17 protein-coding genes, 2 pseudogenes and 1 riboswitch are annotated in these 19,568 nt (G+C 73.3%); of the genes and pseudogenes, 6 read left to right on the top strand and 13 right to left on the bottom strand.

Annotated elements, in window-relative coordinates; translation table 11 throughout:
• Positions 1-16: 16 nt before the first annotated feature.
• A complete protein-coding gene (locus BJ961_RS04370; RefSeq protein WP_271319975.1) occupies positions 17-256 on the bottom strand; it encodes an SCO4848 family membrane protein in 240 nt (79 codons plus the stop codon).
• 91 nt (positions 257-347) lie between these two features.
• Here BJ961_RS04370 and BJ961_RS04365 point away from each other — a divergent pair, with 91 nt between their 5' ends.
• Entirely contained in the window at positions 348-1,622 is a 1,275-nt protein-coding gene (locus BJ961_RS04365; RefSeq protein WP_271319974.1) for a D-alanyl-D-alanine carboxypeptidase family protein, read from the top strand.
• Here BJ961_RS04365 and BJ961_RS04360 read toward each other — a convergent pair.
• The 4 genes and pseudogenes from BJ961_RS04360 to BJ961_RS04345 all read right to left on the bottom strand — a co-directional run bounded on the left by BJ961_RS04360 (position 1,570) and on the right by BJ961_RS04345 (position 4,412).
• Entirely contained in the window at positions 1,570-2,493 is a 924-nt protein-coding gene (locus BJ961_RS04360) for a YihY/virulence factor BrkB family protein (RefSeq protein WP_271319973.1), read from the bottom strand. The genes BJ961_RS04365 and BJ961_RS04360 overlap by 53 nt on opposite strands.
• Positions 2,481-2,951, bottom strand: coding sequence for a GtrA family protein (locus BJ961_RS04355; protein WP_271319972.1), 471 nt, complete (start codon positions 2,949-2,951; stop codon positions 2,481-2,483). The genes BJ961_RS04360 and BJ961_RS04355 overlap by 13 nt, the downstream gene beginning before the upstream one ends.
• On the bottom strand, positions 2,945-3,910 hold the full coding sequence (locus BJ961_RS04350) for a decaprenyl-phosphate phosphoribosyltransferase (RefSeq protein WP_271319971.1): 966 nt from the start codon (positions 3,908-3,910) through the stop codon (positions 2,945-2,947). Before BJ961_RS04350 ends, BJ961_RS04355 begins: the two co-directional genes overlap by 7 nt.
• Positions 3,907-4,412 (bottom strand): annotated as a pseudogene (locus tag BJ961_RS04345) (phosphatase PAP2 family protein). Before BJ961_RS04345 ends, BJ961_RS04350 begins: the two are co-directional and overlap by 4 nt.
• Positions 4,413-4,545: 133 nt before the next feature.
• Between BJ961_RS04345 and BJ961_RS04340 the strand changes: the two are divergent.
• Both BJ961_RS04340 and BJ961_RS04335 read left to right on the top strand, forming a co-directional pair.
• Complete coding sequence (locus BJ961_RS04340) at positions 4,546-5,919, top strand: FAD-binding oxidoreductase (RefSeq protein WP_271319970.1); 1,374 nt, start codon at positions 4,546-4,548, stop codon at positions 5,917-5,919.
• Positions 5,920-5,986: 67 nt separating this feature from the next.
• Entirely contained in the window at positions 5,987-6,742 is a 756-nt protein-coding gene (locus BJ961_RS04335; RefSeq protein WP_271319969.1) for a decaprenylphospho-beta-D-erythro-pentofuranosid-2-ulose 2-reductase, read from the top strand.
• 7 nt (positions 6,743-6,749) lie between these two features.
• On the opposite strand, the gene BJ961_RS04330 is transcribed toward BJ961_RS04335, so the two are convergent.
• The 4 genes and pseudogenes from BJ961_RS04330 to pdxR all read right to left on the bottom strand — a co-directional run bounded on the left by BJ961_RS04330 (position 6,750) and on the right by pdxR (position 12,156).
• Positions 6,750-7,328, bottom strand: coding sequence for a 2'-5' RNA ligase family protein (locus BJ961_RS04330; RefSeq protein WP_271319968.1), 579 nt, complete (start codon positions 7,326-7,328; stop codon positions 6,750-6,752).
• Between the two features lie 165 nt (positions 7,329-7,493).
• Complete coding sequence (trpS, locus tag BJ961_RS04325) at positions 7,494-8,504, bottom strand: tryptophan--tRNA ligase (protein ID WP_271319967.1); 1,011 nt, start codon at positions 8,502-8,504, stop codon at positions 7,494-7,496.
• Positions 8,505-9,109: 605 nt separating this feature from the next.
• Positions 9,110-10,555 carry a glycine hydroxymethyltransferase gene (locus BJ961_RS04320; protein ID WP_271319966.1) on the bottom strand — a complete coding sequence of 482 codons (1,446 nt, stop codon included), beginning with the start codon at positions 10,553-10,555 and terminating at the stop codon, positions 9,110-9,112.
• A 35-nt stretch (positions 10,556-10,590) separates the two neighbouring features.
• A riboswitch (ZMP/ZTP riboswitch) is annotated at positions 10,591-10,679 on the bottom strand.
• Between the two features lie 89 nt (positions 10,680-10,768).
• A pseudogene (gene pdxR, locus BJ961_RS04315) lies at positions 10,769-12,156 on the bottom strand (MocR-like pyridoxine biosynthesis transcription factor PdxR).
• Between the two features lie 47 nt (positions 12,157-12,203).
• Between pdxR and BJ961_RS04310 the strand changes: the two are divergent.
• From BJ961_RS04310 to BJ961_RS04300, 3 genes are read left to right on the top strand one after another with little or no spacing between them, the layout of a single operon-like run.
• The gene (locus tag BJ961_RS04310; RefSeq protein WP_153178299.1) at positions 12,204-12,722 is read left to right on the top strand and encodes a carboxymuconolactone decarboxylase family protein; all 519 of its coding nucleotides are present in this window, start codon (positions 12,204-12,206) and stop codon (positions 12,720-12,722) included.
• A complete protein-coding gene (locus tag BJ961_RS04305; protein ID WP_271319965.1) occupies positions 12,719-13,165 on the top strand; it encodes a carboxymuconolactone decarboxylase family protein in 447 nt (148 codons plus the stop codon). The genes BJ961_RS04310 and BJ961_RS04305 overlap by 4 nt, the downstream gene beginning before the upstream one ends.
• Entirely contained in the window at positions 13,162-13,893 is a 732-nt protein-coding gene (locus BJ961_RS04300) for an isocitrate lyase/PEP mutase family protein (protein WP_271416960.1), read from the top strand. The genes BJ961_RS04305 and BJ961_RS04300 overlap by 4 nt, the downstream gene beginning before the upstream one ends.
• A gap of 3 nt (positions 13,894-13,896) precedes the next feature.
• Here the strand turns inward: BJ961_RS04300 and BJ961_RS04295 are convergent, their stop codons facing one another.
• Genes BJ961_RS04295 through BJ961_RS04280 form a run of 4 tightly spaced genes read right to left on the bottom strand, consistent with a single transcriptional unit; the run spans position 13,897 to position 19,487 of the window.
• The gene (locus tag BJ961_RS04295; protein ID WP_271319964.1) at positions 13,897-14,859 is read right to left on the bottom strand and encodes an ABC transporter substrate-binding protein; all 963 of its coding nucleotides are present in this window, start codon (positions 14,857-14,859) and stop codon (positions 13,897-13,899) included.
• A gap of 1 nt (position 14,860) precedes the next feature.
• Positions 14,861-16,807 carry an ABC transporter permease gene (locus tag BJ961_RS04290; RefSeq protein ID WP_271319963.1) on the bottom strand — a complete coding sequence of 649 codons (1,947 nt, stop codon included), beginning with the start codon at positions 16,805-16,807 and terminating at the stop codon, positions 14,861-14,863.
• Positions 16,807-17,958: a quaternary amine ABC transporter ATP-binding protein gene (locus tag BJ961_RS04285; RefSeq protein ID WP_271319962.1), complete on the bottom strand. Its 1,152-nt coding sequence runs from the start codon at positions 17,956-17,958 to the stop codon at positions 16,807-16,809. Before BJ961_RS04285 ends, BJ961_RS04290 begins: the two co-directional genes overlap by 1 nt.
• On the bottom strand, positions 17,955-19,487 hold the full coding sequence (locus BJ961_RS04280; RefSeq protein ID WP_271319961.1) for a GMC family oxidoreductase: 1,533 nt from the start codon (positions 19,485-19,487) through the stop codon (positions 17,955-17,957). Before BJ961_RS04280 ends, BJ961_RS04285 begins: the two co-directional genes overlap by 4 nt.
• Positions 19,488-19,568: the final 81 nt, after the last annotated feature.

Genomic DNA, 19,568 nt, shown 5'->3' with positions numbered 1-19,568 from the left:
GTGACGTCCTCGACGCCTATGACGTTCGGCGCAGTGCGCGCACGCCGCGCAACCCGATGAAGCCGACGACCGTCCCCAATACGAAGGAGACGATCGCGAGCAGCAGGTGCACCCAGAAGTACGCCGTGGGGTCGCCGTCCTCGAAGGCGAGCCCGCTGCCGTCCTTGACCAGGTTTTTGACGAAAGTGATCCAGATGATCCAGCTCCACACCCCGAAAGCGAGCAGGAACCAGGAGACGGGGCGGCTGAGCTTCATGCGTCAAGTATCGCCGCCCGCTGTCCTGATCCGTGCGCGGGGTGGAGAGGGGGGTGGGACCGACCCGGTCGCGGAGGGTACGTTTCCGCTCGTGTCCGCTCCCAAGAAGGCCCTCAGGCACTCCCTGACGGTCACCACCGCCGCCCTGGCCTCGCTCGCCCTCCTCTCCCCCGCCGCGCTCGCCGCCCCGAGCCCGTCCACGAGTCCGTCGGCCACTCCGCCGGCGTCGACGTCGGTCGTGGGCGGCGCGAGACTCGCGAAGCCCGGGACGCAGGTGGATCTGGCGGGCGGGGCGCCGGTGCTGCCCAAGGACCTCACGGCCCGGTCGTGGATCGTGGCGGACGCCGAGTCGGGCGACGTGCTGGCCGCCCACAACGCGCACTGGCGGCTGGCCCCGGCGAGCACGCTGAAGATGCTGTTCGCGGACACGCTGCTGCCGAAGTGGCCGAAGACGACGAAGCGCAAGGTCGAGGTGTCCGACCTCGCGGGCATCGGCTCCGGGTCCAGCCTGGTCGGCGTCAAGGAGGACGAGACCTACACCGTCCACGACCTGTGGCTCGGGGTCTTCCTGCGCTCCGGCAACGACGCGGTGCACGTGCTGTCCGCGATGAACGGCGGCGTCGAGAAGACCGTCGAGGACATGAACGCGCACGCCGAGGAGTTGCAGGCCCTCGACACCACCGCGGTCAGCCCCGACGGGTACGACATGCCGGGGCAGGTCTCCTCCGCGTACGACCTGACGCTGTTCGCCCGTTCGGGGCTCCAGAAGAAGGACTTCCGCGAGTACGCCTCGACGGTCCGGGCGAAGTTCCCCGGGGAGACGAAGAAGGACAAGAAGGGCAAGACGACCCGCGAGCCCTTCGAGATCCAGAACACCAACCGGCTCCTGGCCGGTGACTCGGACGTCGAGGTCTACCCGGGCATCGCGGGCGTGAAGAACGGCAACACCACCAACGCGGGCGCCACCTTCACGGGCGTCGCCGAGCGCGACGGCCGGGTGCTGCTCGTCACGGTGATGAACCCGGCGAAGGACGAGCACAACGAGGTCTACAAGGAGACCGCCCGCCTGTTCGACTGGGGTTTCGCGGCGGCCGGCAAGACGCGGCCGGTGGGCGAGCTGGTCGGCCCGCGGAGCGCGACGGGGGCGAGCCCCTCGGCCGAGGCGTCCGGTGAGGCCGGCGGCACCGGGAAGGGCGCCGCGGGCACCGGGCCGGTGGCGGGCGCCCAGGCCGGGACGGGCGCCGGCGGGGTCGGGGTCGCGGCCGGAATCACCGCCGGGGTGCTGGTGCTGCTCGCGGGCGGCGCGTTCCTGGTCAACCGGAAGTGGCCGCTGCCGGACCTGGTCCGTCGCCGGACCCGGCCGTGACGGCCGCGTCCCCCACCTCCTGCTCCTTGCTGCCGGTCGCCGTCCAGGAGGCGCAGAACAGCACCAGCTTCGAGGTGAAGTTGATCCACAGCAGCAGGGCGACGGGGACACCGAAGGCGCCGTACATGCTCTTCGCCGCGACGCCCTGGATGTAGCCGCTGAGCAGCAGCTTCAGCAGTTCGAAGCCGACGGCGCCGATCAGCGCGGCGACCACCAGGCGGCGGCGCTCGGGCTGCACGCCGGGCAGCAGGGTCAGGACGTACAGGAGCAGGAGGAAGTCGGCGAGGACGGCGACGAGGAAGGCGGCGACGTAGAGCAGGACGCCGCCGACGCCGCCCTCGGCGAGACCGATGGTGCGGATGATCCAGCCGACCAGCGCCGAGGCGACGGTGGAGATGCCGACGGTGATCAGCAGGGCGCCGCCGAGGCCGACGAGGACGCCCGCGTCCTTGGCCCGGTGCAGGATCGGGTTCTCCTCCTCGTCCGGCAGCTCCCAGACGGCGCGCAGGCAGCCCCGGGTGGCCTCGACCCAGCCCATGCCGGTGAACAGCAGCAGGAGGGCGGCGATCACGCCGACGGTGCCGGCGTTGTCGACGAGGCCCTGGATGTTCAGCTGGTCGGAGATGCCGGGGATCTGCTCGGCGAGCTGGTCCTGCAGCTTGTCCTGCTGCTTCTTGTTCAGCGTGGCGGCGGCGACGGCGGCGGCGAGGCTGAGCAGCGGGAAGAGCGCGACGAAGCTGGTGAAGGTCATGGCGGCGGCCAGCCGGGACCACTTCACCCGGTCGAGGCGTTCGTACGAGCGCCAGGCGTGCGTGATCATCAGGCGGGCGATCCAGGGCCCCACGACGGGGAGCTTCTTCAGCCAGTCCATGATCCGACCCTGCCCCCGCTCGTTCCGTTCCATGATCTCGTCGGGTCGGCCGATCCGCTGCCGGACCGGAAGACCAGCGTTCTTGTGCCCCAGAACCGCAGGATCGTGCCCAGGACCATGCCGATTCCCGCGCCGGAGACGGTGTCGGCGCGCTGCGAGGTGAGGCCGAGGCCGTAGTGGCTGACGACCAGGCAGAGCAGTTGCACGGCGGCACCGGCGGCGTTCACGGCGAGGAACACGGCGCAGGGGCGCAGTCCCCGGGGGCGGCTGTGCCGGTAGGTGCCCAGGGCGTTGCCCGCGTACGCGACGGAGCACGCGGCGACGAAGGAGAGCGTCTTGGCGGTGAGCGGGCCGAGCCCGGCGGGGCCGCGCAGGCAGGTGAAGAGGGTGAGGTCGACGGCGTAGGCGAGCAGGCCGACGGAGGCGAAGCCCAGCAGTTCGCGCCGGTCGGCTACCAATTGGCCACCGCCAGCCCGTACATCGCGAGCCAGACGACGCCGATCAGCGCGAGGGCGCGGTCGCGCAGGACGACGTCCTCGGGTTCGCCGGCGGTGCCGCGGTCGGCGAAGACGGCGTAGCGCAGGACGGCGAGGACGAAGGCGACCATGGAGAGCTGGCGCCAGGGCAGCACGCTGGTGTGCGGGACGCCGCCCTCCTCCATGGCCCACAGGCAGTAGCCGAGGACGGCGACCCCGGCGGCGAGCTGCCAGACGAAGCGGAGGTAGCCGGCTGTGTACTCGGTGAGCAGCGCGCGGGTGGCGCCCTCCTTCTCCGCCATCTGCACGGCTTCGGAGTAGCGCTTGGCGGCGACCATGAACAGGGCGCCGAAGCCGGTCGTGATGAGGAACCAGCGCGACAGGGGGATGCCCAGCGCGAGTCCGCCGATCATCGCCCGCATCAGGAAGCCGGTGGTGACGACGGCGAGGTCGACGACCAGGACGTGCTTGAGGCTGACGCAGTACGCCAGTTGCATGGCGAGGTAGGCGGTCAGCAGGGCCGCGACGGGCGGCGGGCAGAGCCAGGCCGCGGCGGCGGGCGCGAGGACGCCCAGGACGCCTCCGACGGCGTAGGCGAGCGGCACCGGGACCTGTCCGGCGGCGACCGGGCGGTGCCGTTTGACGGGGTGGGCGCGGTCGGCCTCGGCGTCGCGGGCGTCGTTGACGAGGTAGACGGCGGCGGCGCAGGCGGTGAACAGGACGAAGACCAGGCCGAGCCGGCCGAGGGCGGACGGGGAGAACAGTTCGCCGGCGGCGGCCGGGGCGGCGACGACCAGGACGTTCTTGATCCACTGGCGGGGGCGTGCGGTGCGCAGCAGTCCGGCCGGGATGCCCGCCCGGCGCGGCGGCGCGGGCTCCTGCTGCTGTCCGGGGGCGGGCCGGCGCAGGACGGCGGTGTCGGTGACGGCCGTGTCGGTCAACGGGTGCCTCCGCGCATCCAGTCGGCGCCGAGGCGGGCCGTGAGCGCGCCCAGGGCGGCGCCCGCCGCCACGTCCGAGGGGTAGTGGACGCCGGCGACCAGCCGGGAGGCGCACACCGCGGCGGCGAGCGGCCAGACGGCCCGCACGCCGAGCGCGCCGAAGACGACGGCGGCCGCGGCGGCCGAGGTGGCGTGGCTGCTGGGGAAGGAGTGCCGGCCCGCGGTGCGCACCAGGGGTTCCACGTGCGGGGGGCGTGGGCGGCGTACGACGCGCTTCACGCCCATGCTGACGACGTGGGCGCCCGCGGTGAGCGCGGTGCCGCGCAGCCAGGCCGTGCGCCGGGGGTGTCCACGGCGGCCGCGGTGAGGCCGGCCGCGAGCCACAGCGCCCCGTGCTCCCCGGCCCGGGACAGGGCGCGCGCGGCACCGGCCACGCGCGGGTCCGTGCCGCGGGCCCTGAGCGCCGTGACGATCCGGTGGTCCATGTCGTCGAGGTCGTCCATGGGAACTCACTGTTCCCGCCCGCCGCACCGGATGGACGGCACATCGGAGCGACATACCATTAATCACCCGTTTCAGGGATGGGTCGAATGTTTTGGAACTAATCGTTCGCATGGGGGCGATACGGTCACCGCCATGTCTGCCGACACCGTTCCCGACACCGACTGGGGCACCGTCACCGGCTGGGGCCGCACCGCGCCCACCGCGGCCCGGCTGCTGCGCCCGCGGACGTACGAGGAGGCAGCCGTCGCCGTCCTGGAGTGCGGTGCCCGCGGTGGCATCGCGCGGGGGCTGGGGCGGGCGTACGGGGACGCCGCGCAGAACGCGGGGGGCGCCGTCCTCGACATGACGGCCCTGGACCGGGTGCACGCCATCGACGTCGGCGGCGGCACCGTGCTGTGCGACGCGGGGGTGTCGCTGCACCGGCTGATGGAGGTGCTGCTGCCGCTCGGCTGGTTCGTGCCCGTGACGCCCGGCACCCGGTACGTGACGGTGGGCGGGGCGATCGGCGCGGACATCCACGGCAAGAACCACCACGTGTCGGGGTCGTTCGCGCGGCACGTGCTCTCCCTGGAGCTGCTCACCGCCGACGGCCGGGTCCGCACCGTCACCCCGGGCACGCCCCTGTTCGACGCGACCGCGGGCGGCATGGGGCTGACCGGGGTGATCCTCACCGCGACGCTGCGGCTCCAGCCGGTCGAGACGGCGCTGATGTCGGTCGACACCGAACGCGCCGCCGACCTGGACGACCTGATGGCCCGGCTGACGGCCACCGACCACCGCTACCGCTACTCGGTCGCCTGGATCGACCTCCTGGCGCGCGGTGCGGCGACCGGCCGGGCGGTGCTCACCCGCGGCGACCACGCACCCCTGGACGCGCTGCCCGCCCGCTCGCGCGCCCGGCGCGAACCGCTGGCCTTCCGCACCTCCCGCCTCCCCGCTACGCCGGACTTCCTGCCGGGCGGACTGCTCAGCCGGACGACCGTGGGGCTCTTCAACGAACTCTGGTACCGCAAGGCCCCCCGGGAGAGCCGGGGCCGGCTCCAGCGGATCCCCACCTTCTTCCACCCCCTGGACGGCGTCCCGCACTGGAACCGGGTCTACGGCCGGGGCGGCTTCGTGCAGTACCAGTTCGTGGTCGGGCACGGCCGGGAGGAGGCGCTGCGCTCGATCGTGCGGCGGATCTCCGAGCGCCGCTGCCCCTCCTTCCTGGCCGTCCTCAAACGCTTCGGCGAGGCCGACCCGGGCTGGCTCTCCTTCCCCGTGCCCGGCTGGACCCTCGCCCTGGACGTCCCGGCGGGCCTGCCGGGGCTCGGCGCCTTCCTGGACGAGCTGGACGAGGAGGTCGCCGACGTGGGCGGCCGGGTCTACCTCGCCAAGGACTCCCGGCTGCGCCCGGAACTGCTCGCCCGGATGTACCCGCGCCTGGGCGACTTCCGGGCACTGCGCGGGGAGCTGGACCCGCGCGGGGTGTTCGTCTCCGACCTGGCCCGCCGCCTCGCCCTCTGAGCCCCTCGCCCTCGCCCTCGCCTCGCCCCGCCCTCACTCCGACCCCGATGCTGCCCCTGGAGCTGTCGTGAAGGACGCCTTCGGCCTCCCCCAGTCCCTGCTCGTCCTCGGCGGTACGTCCGAGATCGCGCTCGCCACCGCGCGCCGCCTGGTGGCCCGCCGCACCCGCACGGTGTGGCTGGCGGGGCGCCCCTCCCCCGCCTTGGACGCGGCCGCCGAGGACTTGCGCGGCCTCGGCGCCGAGGTGCGCACCGTCGCCTTCGACGCGCTGGACCCCGAGGGCCACGAGGCGGCGCTCGGCAAGGTGTTCGCCGAGGGCGACATCGACCTGGTGCTGCTGGCCTTCGGCATCCTGGGCGACCAGGCGCACGACGAGCGCGAGCCGCTGAACGCGGTACGGGTCGCGCAGACCAACTACACCGGCGCGGTCTCGGCCGGGCTGGTCGCCGCCCGCTCCCTCCAGGCGCAGGGGCACGGCTCCCTGGTGGTGCTCTCCTCCGTCGCCGGGGAGCGGGCCCGCCGCGCCAACTTCATCTACGGCTCCAGCAAGGCGGGCCTGGACGCCTTCGCGCAGGGCCTGGGCGACGCGCTGCACGGCACGGGCGTGCACGTCATGGTCGTACGCCCCGGGTTCGTGCGGTCGCGGATGACCGAGGGGATGGAGGAGGCGCCGCTCGCCACGACGCCCGGGGCGGTGGCCGCGGCCATCGAGCTGGGGCTGCGGCGGCGCTCGGAGACGGTGTGGGTGCCGGGCGCGCTGCGGGTGGTGATGTCGGCGGTGCGGCACCTGCCGCGGACGGTGTTCCGGCGGCTGCCGCTGTGAGGCGCGGCTACCGCGTCGGCAGGGAGCCGGTCTCCACGCGTCCGGCCTGCGGGGGCACCGTGGCGCTGCCGAAGGGGAACTCGCGCAGCTTGCGCCAGATGGCGTCGGCGCCCTGCTCGTACAGCGCGAAGCCGGTGCAGGGCCACTGGGCCTCGTAGTCGGACAGCTCCTCGTAGGCGCGGTCCATCGCCGCCTCCTCGATGCCGTGCGCGACGGTGACGTGCGGGTGGTACGGGAACTGCAGTTCGCGGGGCACGGGGCCGGAGGTGTCGCGGACCCGCTTCTGCAGCCAGGAGCAGGCCGCCGCGCCCTCGACCACCTGGACGAAGACGACGGGCGAGAGCGGACGGAAGGTCCCGGTGCCGCACAACCGCATCGGGAAGGGCCGGCCGCGCGCCGCCACCTCCGCGAGGTGCGCCTCGACCGCGGGCAGTACGGCGCCGTCGACCTCGGTCGGCGGCAGCAGGGTGACGTGCGTGGGGATGCCGTGAGCAGCGGCGTCGCCGAAGCCCGCGCGCAGCTGCTGGAGCTTGCTGCCGTGAGGCTCCGGGACCGCGATCGACACGCCGATCGTTACGGTCCCCACTTCGTCTCCTGTCGTTGTGTGTCCTTCGGTCGGACACCCGGATATCGACTGTACGGCCACCGCCGCGCCCGGGGCAGGCGCAACCGGAGTGATGTGCAGCGCTACGGCGGCATGCCGGGGGCGCACGGACGGCGGCGGGGGCGGCGGCTTTGGCGCCGCCGGGGCTCAGCGCTTGGCGGGCAGGAAGCCGACCACGTCGTACGCCCGGGCGAGTGTCTCAGCGGCGACGGCCCTGGCCTTGTCCGCACCCTTGGCGAGGATCGCGTCGAGGGTCTCCGGGTCGTCCAGGTACTGCCGGGTCCGCTCCCGGAAGGGGGTGACGAACTCCACGACGACGTCGGCGAGGTCCGTCTTGAGCGCGCCGTAGCCCTTGCCCTCGTACTTCTGCTCCAGCTCGGCGATCTCGGCGCCGGTGAGTGTGGAGTAGATCGACAGGAGGTTGCTGACGCCGGGCTTGTGCTCGCGGTCGAAGCGGACCACGGTGTCGGTGTCGGTGACCGCGCTCTTCACCTTCTTCGCGGTGGCCTTCGGCTCGTCCAGGAGGTTGAGCAGGCCCTTCGGGGTGGCCGCCGACTTGCTCATCTTGGCGGTCGGGTCCTGAAGGTCGTAGATCTTCGCCGTCTCCTTGAGGATGTAGGCGCTCGGGACGGTGAAGGCGTCGCCGTAGGTCTGGTTGAAGCGGTCCGCGAGGTCCCGGGTCAGCTCCAGGTGCTGGCGCTGGTCCTCGCCGACGGGGACCTGGTCGGCCTGGTAGAGCAGGATGTCGGCGACCATCAGCATCGGGTACGTGAACAGGCCGACGGTGGTGCGGTCGTTGCCCTGCTTGGCGGACTTGTCCTTGAACTGGGTCATCCGGGATGCCTCGCCGAAACCGGTGACGCAGTTCATCAGCCAGGCGAGCTCGGCGTGCTCGGGGACGTGGCTCTGCACGAACAGGGTGCAGCGGTCCGGGTCGAGGCCGGCCGCGAGGAGCTGGGCGGCGGCGACGCGGGTGTTCTCGCGCAGCTCCTTCGGGTCCTGCGGGACCGTGATCGCGTGCAGGTCGACGACCGTGTAGAACGCGTCGTGGGTGTCCTGCATGTCGACCCACTGGCGGACGGCGCCGAGGTAGTTGCCGAGGTGGAACGAGCCGGAGGTCGGCTGGATACCGGAGAGCACGCGCGGACGACGCTGCATGGCGGAGCCATTCCCCTGAGGGCGGTGGTGGGAGACGGGCGGGCGTTCAGAGGCCATGTTCACCATTCTCTCAGGCCGCCGGGTCCGGTCGGGCACTGGTTCGGCACAGGGGCACTCCCTTTCGCGTCCAGGGGTCGCGGCGCTGGGATGGGCGGGCGTGGCCGTGGCTGCTCGACCCGGGCCGCACGGACGCGGAGCGGGTTCCGGCGGCCCGGACGGAGGACCACCGCCCCCCGGTGCGGTGCACGGTGCTGTGGGGGCTGACCGGCGTCGGGGGGCCGCAGACTCGGCGGGCGCCGGGCGGGGACGTGACGATGCCGCGTCAGCCCCGGTGCCGGACCTGACGGACGACGGCATCCGCCGGCACCGGTACCGCGGGACGCCTACGACCGGCTGACCGAGGAGGGCTTCCTCGCGGCCGGCGGGACGGGCGGCGACGGGGACGACGGCGGGCGGTACGGGGCGTGGTGGACCGCGGCGGCCGGGCTCGGCGCGGATGCCGCGGGGACGCTGCTGATACGCCGCGCGGCGGTCCGGAACCGTGCCGGACCGCCGCGCGGGGAGCCCCGTCAGGAGCTGATCGACCTGGAGGACCTCGCGGCCTCTCAGCCGAGGTCGATCTCCGGGTACAGCGGGAACCCGGCCACCAGGTCGGTCGCGCGCTGCGCGATCTCGTCGGCGACCTTCGCGTCCAGCACGTGGGAGGCCTTGGACGGGGCGCCGGACTTGGTGGTGCCGGGCTCGGTGGCGGTGAGGACGCGGTCGATGAGGCCCGCGACCTCGTCCATCTCGGCGGTGCCGAGGCCGCGCGTGGTCAGCGCCGGGGTGCCGATGCGGATGCCGGAGGTGTACCAGGCGCCGTTCGGGTCGGCGGGGATGGCGTTGCGGTTGGTGACGATGCCGGAGTCGAGGAGGGCGGCCTCGGCCTGGCGTCCGGTCAGGCCGTAGGAGGAGGCCACGTCGATCAGGTTGAGGTGGTTGTCGGTGCCGCCGGTGACCAGGGTGGCGCCGCGCCTGGTCAGGCCCTCGGCGAGGGCGCGGGCGTTGTCGACGATGCGCTGGGCGTAGTCCTGGAACGCGGGCCGGCGGGCCTCGGCGAGGGCGACGGCCTTGGCGGCCATGACGTGCGGGAGCGGGCCGCCGAGGACCATCGGGCAGCCGCGGTCGACCTGGTCCTTGAGGGAGTCGTCGCACAGGACCATGCCGCCGCGCGGGCCGCGCAGCGACTTGTGGGTGGTCGTCGTCACGATCTGGGCGTGCGGGACCGGGTCGAAGTCGCCGGTGAGCACCTTGCCCGCGACGAGTCCGGCGAAGTGCGCCATGTCGACCATGAGGGTCGCGCCGACCTCGTCGGCGATCTCGCGCATGATCCGGAAGTTCACCAGCCGGGGGTACGCGGAGTAGCCGGCGACGATGATCAGCGGCTTGAACTCGCGGGCGGTGGCGCGCAGGGCCTCGTAGTCGATGAGGCCGGTGGCCGGGTCGGTGCCGTAGGAACGCTGGTCGAACATCTTGCCGGAGATGTTCGGGCGGAAGCCGTGGGTGAGGTGGCCGCCGGCGTCCAGGGACATGCCGAGCATCCGCTGGTTGCCGAACGCCTGGCGCAGCTCGGCCCAGTCGGCGTCGGTGAGGTCGTTGACCTGGCGGGCGCCGGTCTTCTCCAGGAAGGGCACCTCGACACGGGCGCCGAGGACGGCCCAGAAGGCGACCAGGTTGGCGTCGATGCCGGAGTGCGGCTGAACGTAGGCGTGGCGGGCGCCGAACAGCTCGCGCGCGTGCTCGGCGGCGAGGGCCTCGACGGTGTCGACGTTGCGGCAGCCGGCGTAGAAGCGGCGGCCGATGGTGCCCTCGGCGTACTTGTCGCTGAACCAGTTGCCCATCGCGAGGAGCGTGGCCGGGGAGGCGTAGTTCTCCGAGGCGATCAGCTTGAGCATCTCGCGCTGGTCGGCGACCTCCTGACCGATGGCGTCGGCCACGCGGGGCTCGACGGCGCGGATCACGTCGAGGGCGGCGCGGTAGGCGGTGGACTCGGGGGAGATTTCTGCGGGCACGGGGACCTCCGGACCTTGTGTTCGGCGTTCACAGTACGGACGGCCCAGGCGCACGGCTCTTGGTGTTTCGGGCCGCTTCCCGATGGTTCGTCCCATCCCAAGCGCGCCAGTCACGGCCCGCGGTCAGGGTACCGGGTGGGTGCGTGCGGTGCCGGAGTGTCCGGGATGCGGGAGAGTCCGTCCCCGGTGCCCGGTCCCCGTCGCGGCCGGTCCCTACGGCAGCGCACGGCACAGGGCGTCCAGGGCCCCCGCCCAGGCGTGGTCGGGCGGGGTGCCGTAGCCGACGACGAGGGCGTCCCGCGGGGGGACGGACGCTTCGGGGTGCCGGAACATGGACAGGCCGTGGACCGCGAGCCCGTGCCAGGCGGCGGCGCGGACGGTCTGCCGCTCGGTGCCGGGCGGCAGTTCGAGGACGGCGTGGAGTCCGGCGGCGATGCCGGTGACGCGGACGCCGGGGGCCCGTTCGGCGAGGGCGGCCACCAGGGCGTCGCGGCGGCGCCGGTAGCGCAGGCGGGCGGAGCGGACGTGGCGGTCGTAGTCGCCGGAGGTCAGGAACGCGGCGAGGGTCAGCTGGTCGAGGACGCCGGGGACGCGGCCCGCCATGACGTCCATGGCCTCCTCGACGAGCGCGGGCGGCAGGACCAGCCAGCCCAGGCGCAGGGCGGGGGCGAGGGACTTGCTGGCGGTGCCCAGGTAGACGACGCGGTCGGGGTCCAGGCCCTGGAGGGCGCCGACGGGCTGGCGGTCGTAGCGGAACTCGCCGTCGTAGTCGTCCTCCAGGACCAGGCCGCCGGTGCGCCGGGCCCGGTCGATCAGGGCGGTCCGGCGCTCGGGGAGCAGCGGGAGGCCGAGCGGGAACTGGTGGGAGGGGGTCAGCAGGACGGCGTCGGCGGCGGCCGGGCCGTCGGGCGGGAGGGTGCCGCGGTCGTCGAAGGGCAGCGGGGGCGTGGCACAGCCCGCGTTCCGCAGGAGCCGGCGGTGGTGGGGCAGGCCGTAGGACTCGACGGCGACGGTGTCCCCGCCCCGGCGGCGCAGCAGTTCGGCGAGGACGCCGAGGCCGCCGAGGAAGCCGGCGCACACCACGATCCGGTCGGGGTCGGCGTGCACGCCCCGGGCCCGGGACAGGTATGCGCCGAGGGCGGTGCGCAGTTCCACGCGGCCGCGGGGGTCGCCGTAGCCGAGTGCCTGGTCGGGGGCGGCGGACAGGGCGCGGCGGGCGGCCCGGAGCCACTGGGCGCGGGGGAAGGAGGCGAGTTCGGGCGTGCCCGGGACGAGGTCGTAGGCCGGGCGGGCCGGCTCGCGCGGGTGGGGGCCCGGCGCCGTTCGGGGGTGGCGGGGGTGCGGTCGGCGACCCGGGTCCCGGAGCCCTGGCGGGCGGCGAGCCAGCCCTCGGCGATCAGGTCGGCGTAGACCTCGGCGACCGTGTTGCGGGCCACGCCCAGGTCGGCGGCGAGCGACCGGGAGGAGGGCAGCCGGGTGCCGGGCGCCAGCCGGCCGCCGCGGACGGCCTCGCGCAGTGCCTCGGTGAGACCCCGGCGCAGGCCGGGGCCCGACCGGTCCAGGTGCAGGTCGACGCCGAAAGTGGCCCAGGATTCCGCCATGGGAATGGACCATACTCCTGGGCTGCATCCCTTCTAGGGTCGGTGGCATGACCACAGACACGACGACCGCGCAGAACACCGCCCCCGAGCCCTTCGCCGCCGAGCACGCGCCCCGGCTGGAGTGGGCCAAGCACGCGCCCGAGGTGTGGAAGGCGATGCTGCGCCTGGAGAAGGCCGCCGGGCAGGGCCTCGACCCGAAGGTGCGGGAGCTGGTGAAGATCCGCGCCTCGCAGCTCAACCACTGCGCCTTCTGCCTGGACATGCACACCAAGGACGCGCTGGCGGCCGGGGAGAGCGTGGAGCGGATCGTGCAGCTCGCGGCCTGGGAGGAGTCGCGGCACTTCTACACGGAGCGGGAGCTGGCGGCGATCGAGCTGACCGAGGCCGTCACCGTGCTGACCGACGGTTTCGTGCCGGACGCGGTGTACGAGAGGGCGGCCGAGTACTTCGACGAGCCCGAGCTGGCGCAGCTGATCGCCGCGATCACGGTGATCAACGCCTGGAACCGCTTCGGGGTGACCTGCCGGCTGACGCCGGGCCACTACACGCCGGGACAGCACGCGTGAGGACACGTACGACGCTCCTGGACGGCGGCGTCCACTCCGCGCTGCGGGCGGTGGGTGCCGCCGCCAAGCGGGGACTCGGCGACGCGGGTCTGGCCGAGCTGGTGCAGATCCGCGCCTCGCAGCTCAACCACTGCGCCTACTGCCTGGACATGCACCTCGGTATCGCGCGCGAGCAGGGCGTGAGCGAGCGGCAGCTGGATCTGCTGGCCGCCTGGGAGGAGGCCGGCGAGGTCTTCGACGGCCGGGTGCGGGCCGCGCTGGCGCTGACCGAGGCGGTGACGGTGCTGACGGAGGGCTTCGTGCCCGACGCGGTGTGGGAGGAGGCCACCCGGCACTTCGACGCCGACGCGCTGGCGCACCTGCTGGCGCTGATCGCGGCGATCAACAGCTGGAACCGGCTGATGGTGACCCGCCGGATCCCCGCGGGGGGCACCGCGTGGTGACCGGCGTCGAGCGGTTCCGCGCCCTGCACCACGGTCGTGTCCCGGACGATCCCCTCGTCCTGCCGGGCCCCTGGGACGCGGCGAGCGCCCGGGTGTTCGCGGCGGCCGGGTTCCCGGCGCTGGCGACGCCGAGCGCCGGGGTCGCGGCCTCGCTCGGGTACGAGGACGGGGCGACGCCGGCCGACGCGATGTTCGCGGCCGTCGCGCGGATCGTGCGCGCCGTGGACGTACCCGTGTCGGCGGATGTCGAGGGCGGGTACGGGCTGGCGCCGAAGGAGCTGGTGGAGCGGCTGCTGGAGGTGGGAGCCGTGGGCTGCAACCTGGAGGACTCCACCGCCGCGGGGCTCAGGGACCCGGCGGAGCACGCCGAGTGGCTGGCCGGGGTGCGGGAGGCGGCCGGTGACCGGCTGTTCCTGAACGCCCGGATCGACACGTTCGTCCGGGGGGTGGACGATCCGGGAGCGGCGATCGAGCGGGCGGCGGCGTACGTCGCCGCGGGCGCCGACTGCGTGTACCCGATCGCCGCCCCGGCCGCCGTGCTGCCGCTGCTGCGGGCCGGGATCCAGGGGCCGGTGAACGTGCTCGCGCGTCCCGGCCAGGGCCCCTCGCCCGCCGCACTCGGCGAACTCGGGGCCACCCGGATCACGTTCGGTCCGGGTCTCCAGCGCCAGGCGGAGCGTGCGGTGCGGGAGACGGCGGAACGGCTCGCGCACCGGCCGCGGCGGTGAGGGTCAGGGCAGCCACTTCTTCCAGACGGACGCGTGGCCGTCCACCCACTTCTTCGCCGCCTCCTGGGGACGCAGCTTCTGCTCGGCGATCATCAGGGAGACCTGGTTCTGGTCCTCGGTCGTCCACGTGAAGTTCTTCAGGAACCGAGCCGCCTTGCCGCCGTCCTTCGCGAAGCCGGCGTTGAGGTACTTCTGCAGCGGGGTGACCGGGTAGGCGCAGTCGACCTTCGCCGGGTCGGCGTCGCAGCCCTCCTCGTACGGCGGCAGCTTCACCTCGGTCATCGGGACCTTCTCCATCAGCCACTGGGGGGTGTACCAGTAGCTGAGGAAGGGCTTCTCCTCCTTGGCGAACTGCTGCATCTGGGTGATCTGGGCGGCCTCGGAGCCGGCGAAGACGACCTGGTAGTCCAGGTTCAGGTTCTTCACCAGGGCCTTGTCGTTGGTGACGTAGGACGGGGAGCCGTCCAGGAGCTGGCCCTTGCCACCGCTCTCGGCGGTGCGCAGCAGGTCGGCGTACTTGTTCAGGTTCTTCCAGTCGGTGACGTCGGGGTGCTTCTTCGCGAAGTACGTCGGGACGAACCAGCCGATGTGCCCGGTGACGCCGAGGTCACCGGCCGCGGCGATGGTCTTCTTGTCCTCGACGTAGCGCTGTTCCTGCTCGGGGTGGCCCCAGTCCTCCAGGATGGCGTCGACGCGGCCCTGGCTGAGCGCGTCCCAGGCGGGGACCTCGTCGACCTGGACGGTGTCGACGCGGTAGCCCAGCTCGTGCTCCAGCAGGTACTGGGCGACGGCCACGTTGGCCTGGGCGCCGACCCAGGACTGCACGGACAGGGTGACCGTCTTGGCGCCCTGGGCGTTGGCGTACGGGGACGCCTGCTTCGTCATGTCGGCGGCGCCGCAGCCGGTCAGCAGGGTCAGCGCGGCCACGCCCGCGAGCGCGGAGGTCGTACGCGTACGCAGTCGCATGTCAGGCTCCCTTCTTCGTCGTACGGCGTTCGGTGGGCTGGGTGACGCGGTCGAGCATCAGGCCGAGGCAGACGATCGCGGCGCCCGCGACCAGGCCGGTCGCCAGGTCGCCCTGCGCGAGACCGAAGACGACCTGGTAGCCGAGCGCGCCGCCGCCGACCAGTCCGCCGATGATGACGACGGCGAGGACCAGGACGACGCCCTGGTTGACGGCGAGGAGCAGGGAGCGGCGGGCCAGCGGCAGCTGGACCTGGCGCAGTTGCTGGCCGCTGGTGGCGCCGAGCGAACGCGCCGACTCCATGGCGGCGGCGTCGACCTGGCGCAGTCCCTGGGCGGTGATGCGGACGACGGCCGGGAGGGCGTAGACGACGGCGGCGGCCACGGCGGGCGCGCGGCCCACGCCGAACAGGGCGACGACCGGGATCAGGTACACGAACTGCGGCATCGTCTGGAAGACGTCGAGCACGGGCCGCAGCAGGCGCTCGAAGCGGTCGCCGCGGGCGGCGGCGATGCCGGCGGCGAAGCCGATGACCAGGGTCACGGCGACGGCGGCGAGCACCTGGGAGAGCGTGTCCAGGGACGGGTTCCACACCCCGAGCACGCCGATCGCGGCCATCGCGAGGACGGCGGTCAGCGCGGTGCGCCAGGTGCCGATCAGCCAGGCCAGGGTGGCGACGATCAGGAGCACGGACCACCAGGGCAGCCACTGGAGGCCGTCGCGCAGCGGGTTGAGGACCCAGCTGGTGAAGTGCGCGGCCCAGTCGGCGGTGCCGCCGACGACGGGGACGCCGGAGTAGAGGTGGGCGGTCATCCAGTCGACGGCCCGGTTGACGGGCTCGGCGATGTTCAGCTCCCACCCGTCGGGCCAGTCGAGGAACCCGGCCAGGCGTCCGGCGAGCGCGACGGCCGCGGCGACGACGAGGGCGTACAGCCAGGTCACCGGGGACTTCCCGGCCTCGCCGAGCCGCTCCCCCGCCGCGCCGGTGACGCGGTCCAGGACGACGGCGAGCAGCACGATCGGGATACCGGCCGCGAGGGCCGCGCCGACGTCGACCGAGGCGAGCGCCTGGTAGACGCGGTCGCCGAGGCCGCCGGCGCCGATGACGGAGGCGATGACGGCCATGGACAGCGCCATCATGATCGTCTGGTTGACGCCGAGGAGGAGTTCCTTGCGGGCCAGCGGGATGCGGGCGGTCAGCAGGCGCTGGCGTGCGGTGGTGCCGAGGGACTCGACGGCCTCCAGGACCTCCCTGTCGGCGCCGCGCAGGCCCAGCGAGGTGAGCCGGGCCATGGGCGGGGCGGCGTAGACGACGGTGGCCAGGACGGCGGCGGGGACGCCGATGCCGAAGACCAGGACGACGGGGAGGAGGTAGGCGAAGGCGGGCAGCACCTGCATGGTGTCGAGCACCGGGCGCAGGACGCGGTCCATCCGGTCGGACAGGCCCGCGGCCAGGCCCAGCAGGGCGCCCACGGCGACCGACGCGAGGACGGCGACGACCATGAGCGCGAGCGTCTGCATCGTCGGCACCCACATGCCGAGCAGGCCGCAGGCCAGGAACGCGGCGGCGGTGCCGAGCGCCAGCTTCACCCCGGCCACCCGCCAGGCGACCAGGGCGCCGATCGCGGTGACCCCGGCCCAGCCGACGGCGAGGAGGGCGAGGTAGACGGCGCGTACGGCGATGACGACGACGTTGCTGACGTGGCCGAAGAAGTAGAGGAACAGGGGGTGGCTGTCCCGGTTGTCGATGATCCAGTCGCTGGCCCTGCCGAGGGGTTCGGAGACGTCGACGGTGAGGGCGGTGGGCCAGGTGGCGCCGGGCCACTGGGTGGCGGCTATCGGGGCGAGGACCGCTGCCGCGAGGGCCAGGACGAGGAGCTTGCGGACGGCTCTGCGGCTGAGGATGCCCGGCGGGGCGGGCTTTCGGGCCGTGGCCGTGATCGTCGCCATCAGACCGGCTCCTCGGTGGTGGGCGCGTCGGGGGTGGTCGGCTCACGGTGCTTGCCGGTTGCCGTGGCGGGCGCGGTTGCCGTGCCCGCCACCACCGACAGCAGGTCGGCCGCGTCGACCACGCCGAGGCAGCGGCCGTCGTCCATCACGCGGGCGGAGGTTCCGGCTCGCGCGACGGCCTCGATGGCCTCGGACACCGTGGCCCCGGGGCGGACCGCCGGGCCGGTGCCCGCCTCGTCGGCGGAGGTGGCGGGACGCATCGCCGTACGCACGGTGAGGACCTGCTCGCGCGGGACGTCGCGGACGAACTCGCGGACGTAGTCGTCGGCGGGCGAGCCGACGATCTCCTCCGGGGTGCCGAGCTGCACGACGCGGCCGTCGCGCATCAGGGCGATGCGGTCGCCGAGCTTCAGGGCCTCCTGGAGGTCGTGGGTGATGAAGACCATCGTGCGGCCCTCCTCGCGGTGCAGCCGGACGACCTCCTCCTGCATGTCCCGCCGGATCAGCGGGTCCAGCGCGCTGAACGGCTCGTCGAAGAGCAGGACCTCGGGGTCGACGGCGAGGGCGCGGGCGAGGCCGACGCGCTGGCGCTGGCCGCCGGAGAGCTGGCCGGGGCGGCGCTGCTCCAGGCCCTCCAGGCCGACCTTGGCGACGATGGCCGCGGCGCGCTCGCGGCGTTCGGCACGCCCCATGCCCTGGACCTCCAGGCCGTAGGCCACGTTGTCCAGGACGGTGCGGTGCGGAAGCAGGCCGAAGTGCTGGAAGACCATGGCGGCGCGGTGCCGGCGCAGGGCCCGGAGCCGGGACTTGTCCATGGCGCGGACGTCCTCGCCGTCGATGGCGATGGACCCGGCCGTCGGCTCGATGAGGCGGGTCAGGCAGCGTACGAGGGTGGACTTGCCGGAGCCGGACAGGCCCATGACGACGAAGACCTCGCCCTTGCGCACGTCGAAGGAGACGTCGGCGACGGCGGCGGTGCAGCCGGTGCGGGAGCGCAGCTCGGCGGGGCTCAGGGCGGTGAGTTCCGGGTCGGCGGGGACGCGGGCGGCCTTGGGTCCGAAGACCTTCCACAGGCCGTCGACGGAGAAGACCGGGGGACGCTCGGCCACGGTGTCGGTGGCGGGGGCGGTGTCCTTGGCGGTGCTGCTCATCGGGCGTCACCGCCGATCAGCTCGACGGCGCGCTCGCCGACCATGAGGACGCCGATCATCGGGTTGACGGCGGGCATGGTCGGGAAGACGGAGGCGTCGGCGACGCGGATGCCCCGCAGGCCGCGGACGCGCAGCTCGGGGTCGACGACGGCCTGTTCGTCGGTGGCGGCGCCCATCTTGCAGGTGCCCGCCGGGTGGTAGACGGTGTGGGCGACCTTGCGGGCGTACTCGCTCAGCTCCTCGTCGCCGGTGACGTCCGGGCCGGGGCAGACCTCGCGCTTGAGCCAGCCCGCCAGCGGCTGGGACTTGGCGATCTCGCGGGCGATGCGGATGCCGTCGACGAGGGTGCGGCCGTCGTAGTCGTCCTCGTCGGTGAAGTAGCGGAAGTCCAGGGCGGGCTTCACGGACGGGTCGGCGCTGGTGAGGTGGAGGCGGCCGCGGGACTTCGGCTTGGGGATGTTCGGGGTCATGGAGACGCCGAACTCGGGGCGCTCGTAGCCCAGTCGTTCCGGGTTGTCCGTGAACGGGATCTGGTAGAAGTGGAACATCAGGTCGGGGCCCGCGTGTTCGGGGTCGCGGCGCACGAACAGACCGGCGTCGGAGTCCATCGCGGAGTTGTCCGGGATGGGCCCGTTGGTCTCCCACACGATCACCGACTCGGGGTGGTCGAGGAGGTTCTCGCCGACGCCGGGCAGGTCGAGCGCCACGGGTATGCCGAGGGCTTCCAGTTGCTCCCTGGGGCCGATGCCGGAGTGCAGCAGCAGGCGCGGGGAGTCCACGGCACCGGCGCAGAGCACGACCTCGTTACGGGCCCTGACCAGAACCTCCTCGCCGTCCTTGGTGCGGACGTGGACGCCCTCGGCGCGGGTGCCGTCGAGTTCGAGCTTGTACGCCCAGGTCTCCAGCATCAGCGTGAGGTTGGCCCGCTCGTCCATCACGGGGTGCAGGTACGCCACCGAAGCCGAGGACCGCTTGTTGTTCTCGGGGTGGTAGGCGAGGTCGAAGAACCCGACGCCCTCGGTGAACGGCTTCTGGTTGAAGCCCTCGACGCGGGGAACTTCCAGCGTCTGCTGCGCGGAGTCGACGAAGTCGCGGGCGATGGCGTTCCGGTCCTTCTCGTCGACCGGGACGATGTTGTTCTTCAGCCGGGCGAAGTACGCCTCCATCTGCACCGCGCCCCAGCCCTTGGCGCCGGCGGCCTCCCACTCGTCCCAGTCGGACGGCAGCGGCTTGAAGGCGATGAGGGTGTTGTGGGAGGAGCAGCCGCCGAGGACGCGGGCGCGGCTGTGCCGGATGTGCGAGTTGCCGCGCGGCTGCTCGGTGGTGGGGTAGTCGTAGTCCAGTTCGCCGCCGAGCAGACCCATCCAGCGGCGCAGGGTCAGCACGTCGTCGCGGCCGACGTCGCTGGGGCCGCCCTCGATGACGGCGACGGTGACGTCCGGGTTCTCGGTGAGCCGGGAGGCGATCACGGAGCCGGCCGTGCCGCCGCCGATGACGACGTAGTCGTAGACGTGAGTGGTTTCTGGCATGGGGGTACTCCAGAGGGGGCGAACGGATGGTGCGGGGACGTGCGCGGGTGCGCGGGGACGGGCGGAGACGTGCGGGGACCG

This window comes from Streptomyces lienomycini, assembly GCF_027947595.1.
GTDB lineage: Bacteria > Actinomycetota > Actinomycetes > Streptomycetales > Streptomycetaceae > Streptomyces > Streptomyces lienomycini.
This window is presented reverse-complemented; position numbering and strand designations above follow the sequence as displayed.

Coding starts and splice junctions, on each gene's coding strand:
- BJ961_RS04290 (WP_271319963.1), bottom strand. CDS start 16,807: ATGGCGACGATCACGGCCACGGCCCGAAAGCCCGCCCCGCCGGGCATC.
- BJ961_RS04280 (WP_271319961.1), bottom strand. CDS start 19,487: ATGCCAGAAACCACTCACGTCTACGACTACGTCGTCATCGGCGGCGGC.
- trpS (WP_271319967.1), bottom strand. CDS start 8,504: ATGCAGCGTCGTCCGCGCGTGCTCTCCGGTATCCAGCCGACCTCCGGC.
- BJ961_RS04295 (WP_271319964.1), bottom strand. CDS start 14,859: ATGCGACTGCGTACGCGTACGACCTCCGCGCTCGCGGGCGTGGCCGCG.
- BJ961_RS04370 (WP_271319975.1), bottom strand. CDS start 256: ATGAAGCTCAGCCGCCCCGTCTCCTGGTTCCTGCTCGCTTTCGGGGTG.
- BJ961_RS04310 (WP_153178299.1), top strand. CDS start 12,204: ATGACCACAGACACGACGACCGCGCAGAACACCGCCCCCGAGCCCTTC.
- BJ961_RS04285 (WP_271319962.1), bottom strand. CDS start 17,958: ATGAGCAGCACCGCCAAGGACACCGCCCCCGCCACCGACACCGTGGCC.
- BJ961_RS04360 (WP_271319973.1), bottom strand. CDS start 2,493: ATGGACTGGCTGAAGAAGCTCCCCGTCGTGGGGCCCTGGATCGCCCGC.
- BJ961_RS04340 (WP_271319970.1), top strand. CDS start 4,546: ATGTCTGCCGACACCGTTCCCGACACCGACTGGGGCACCGTCACCGGC.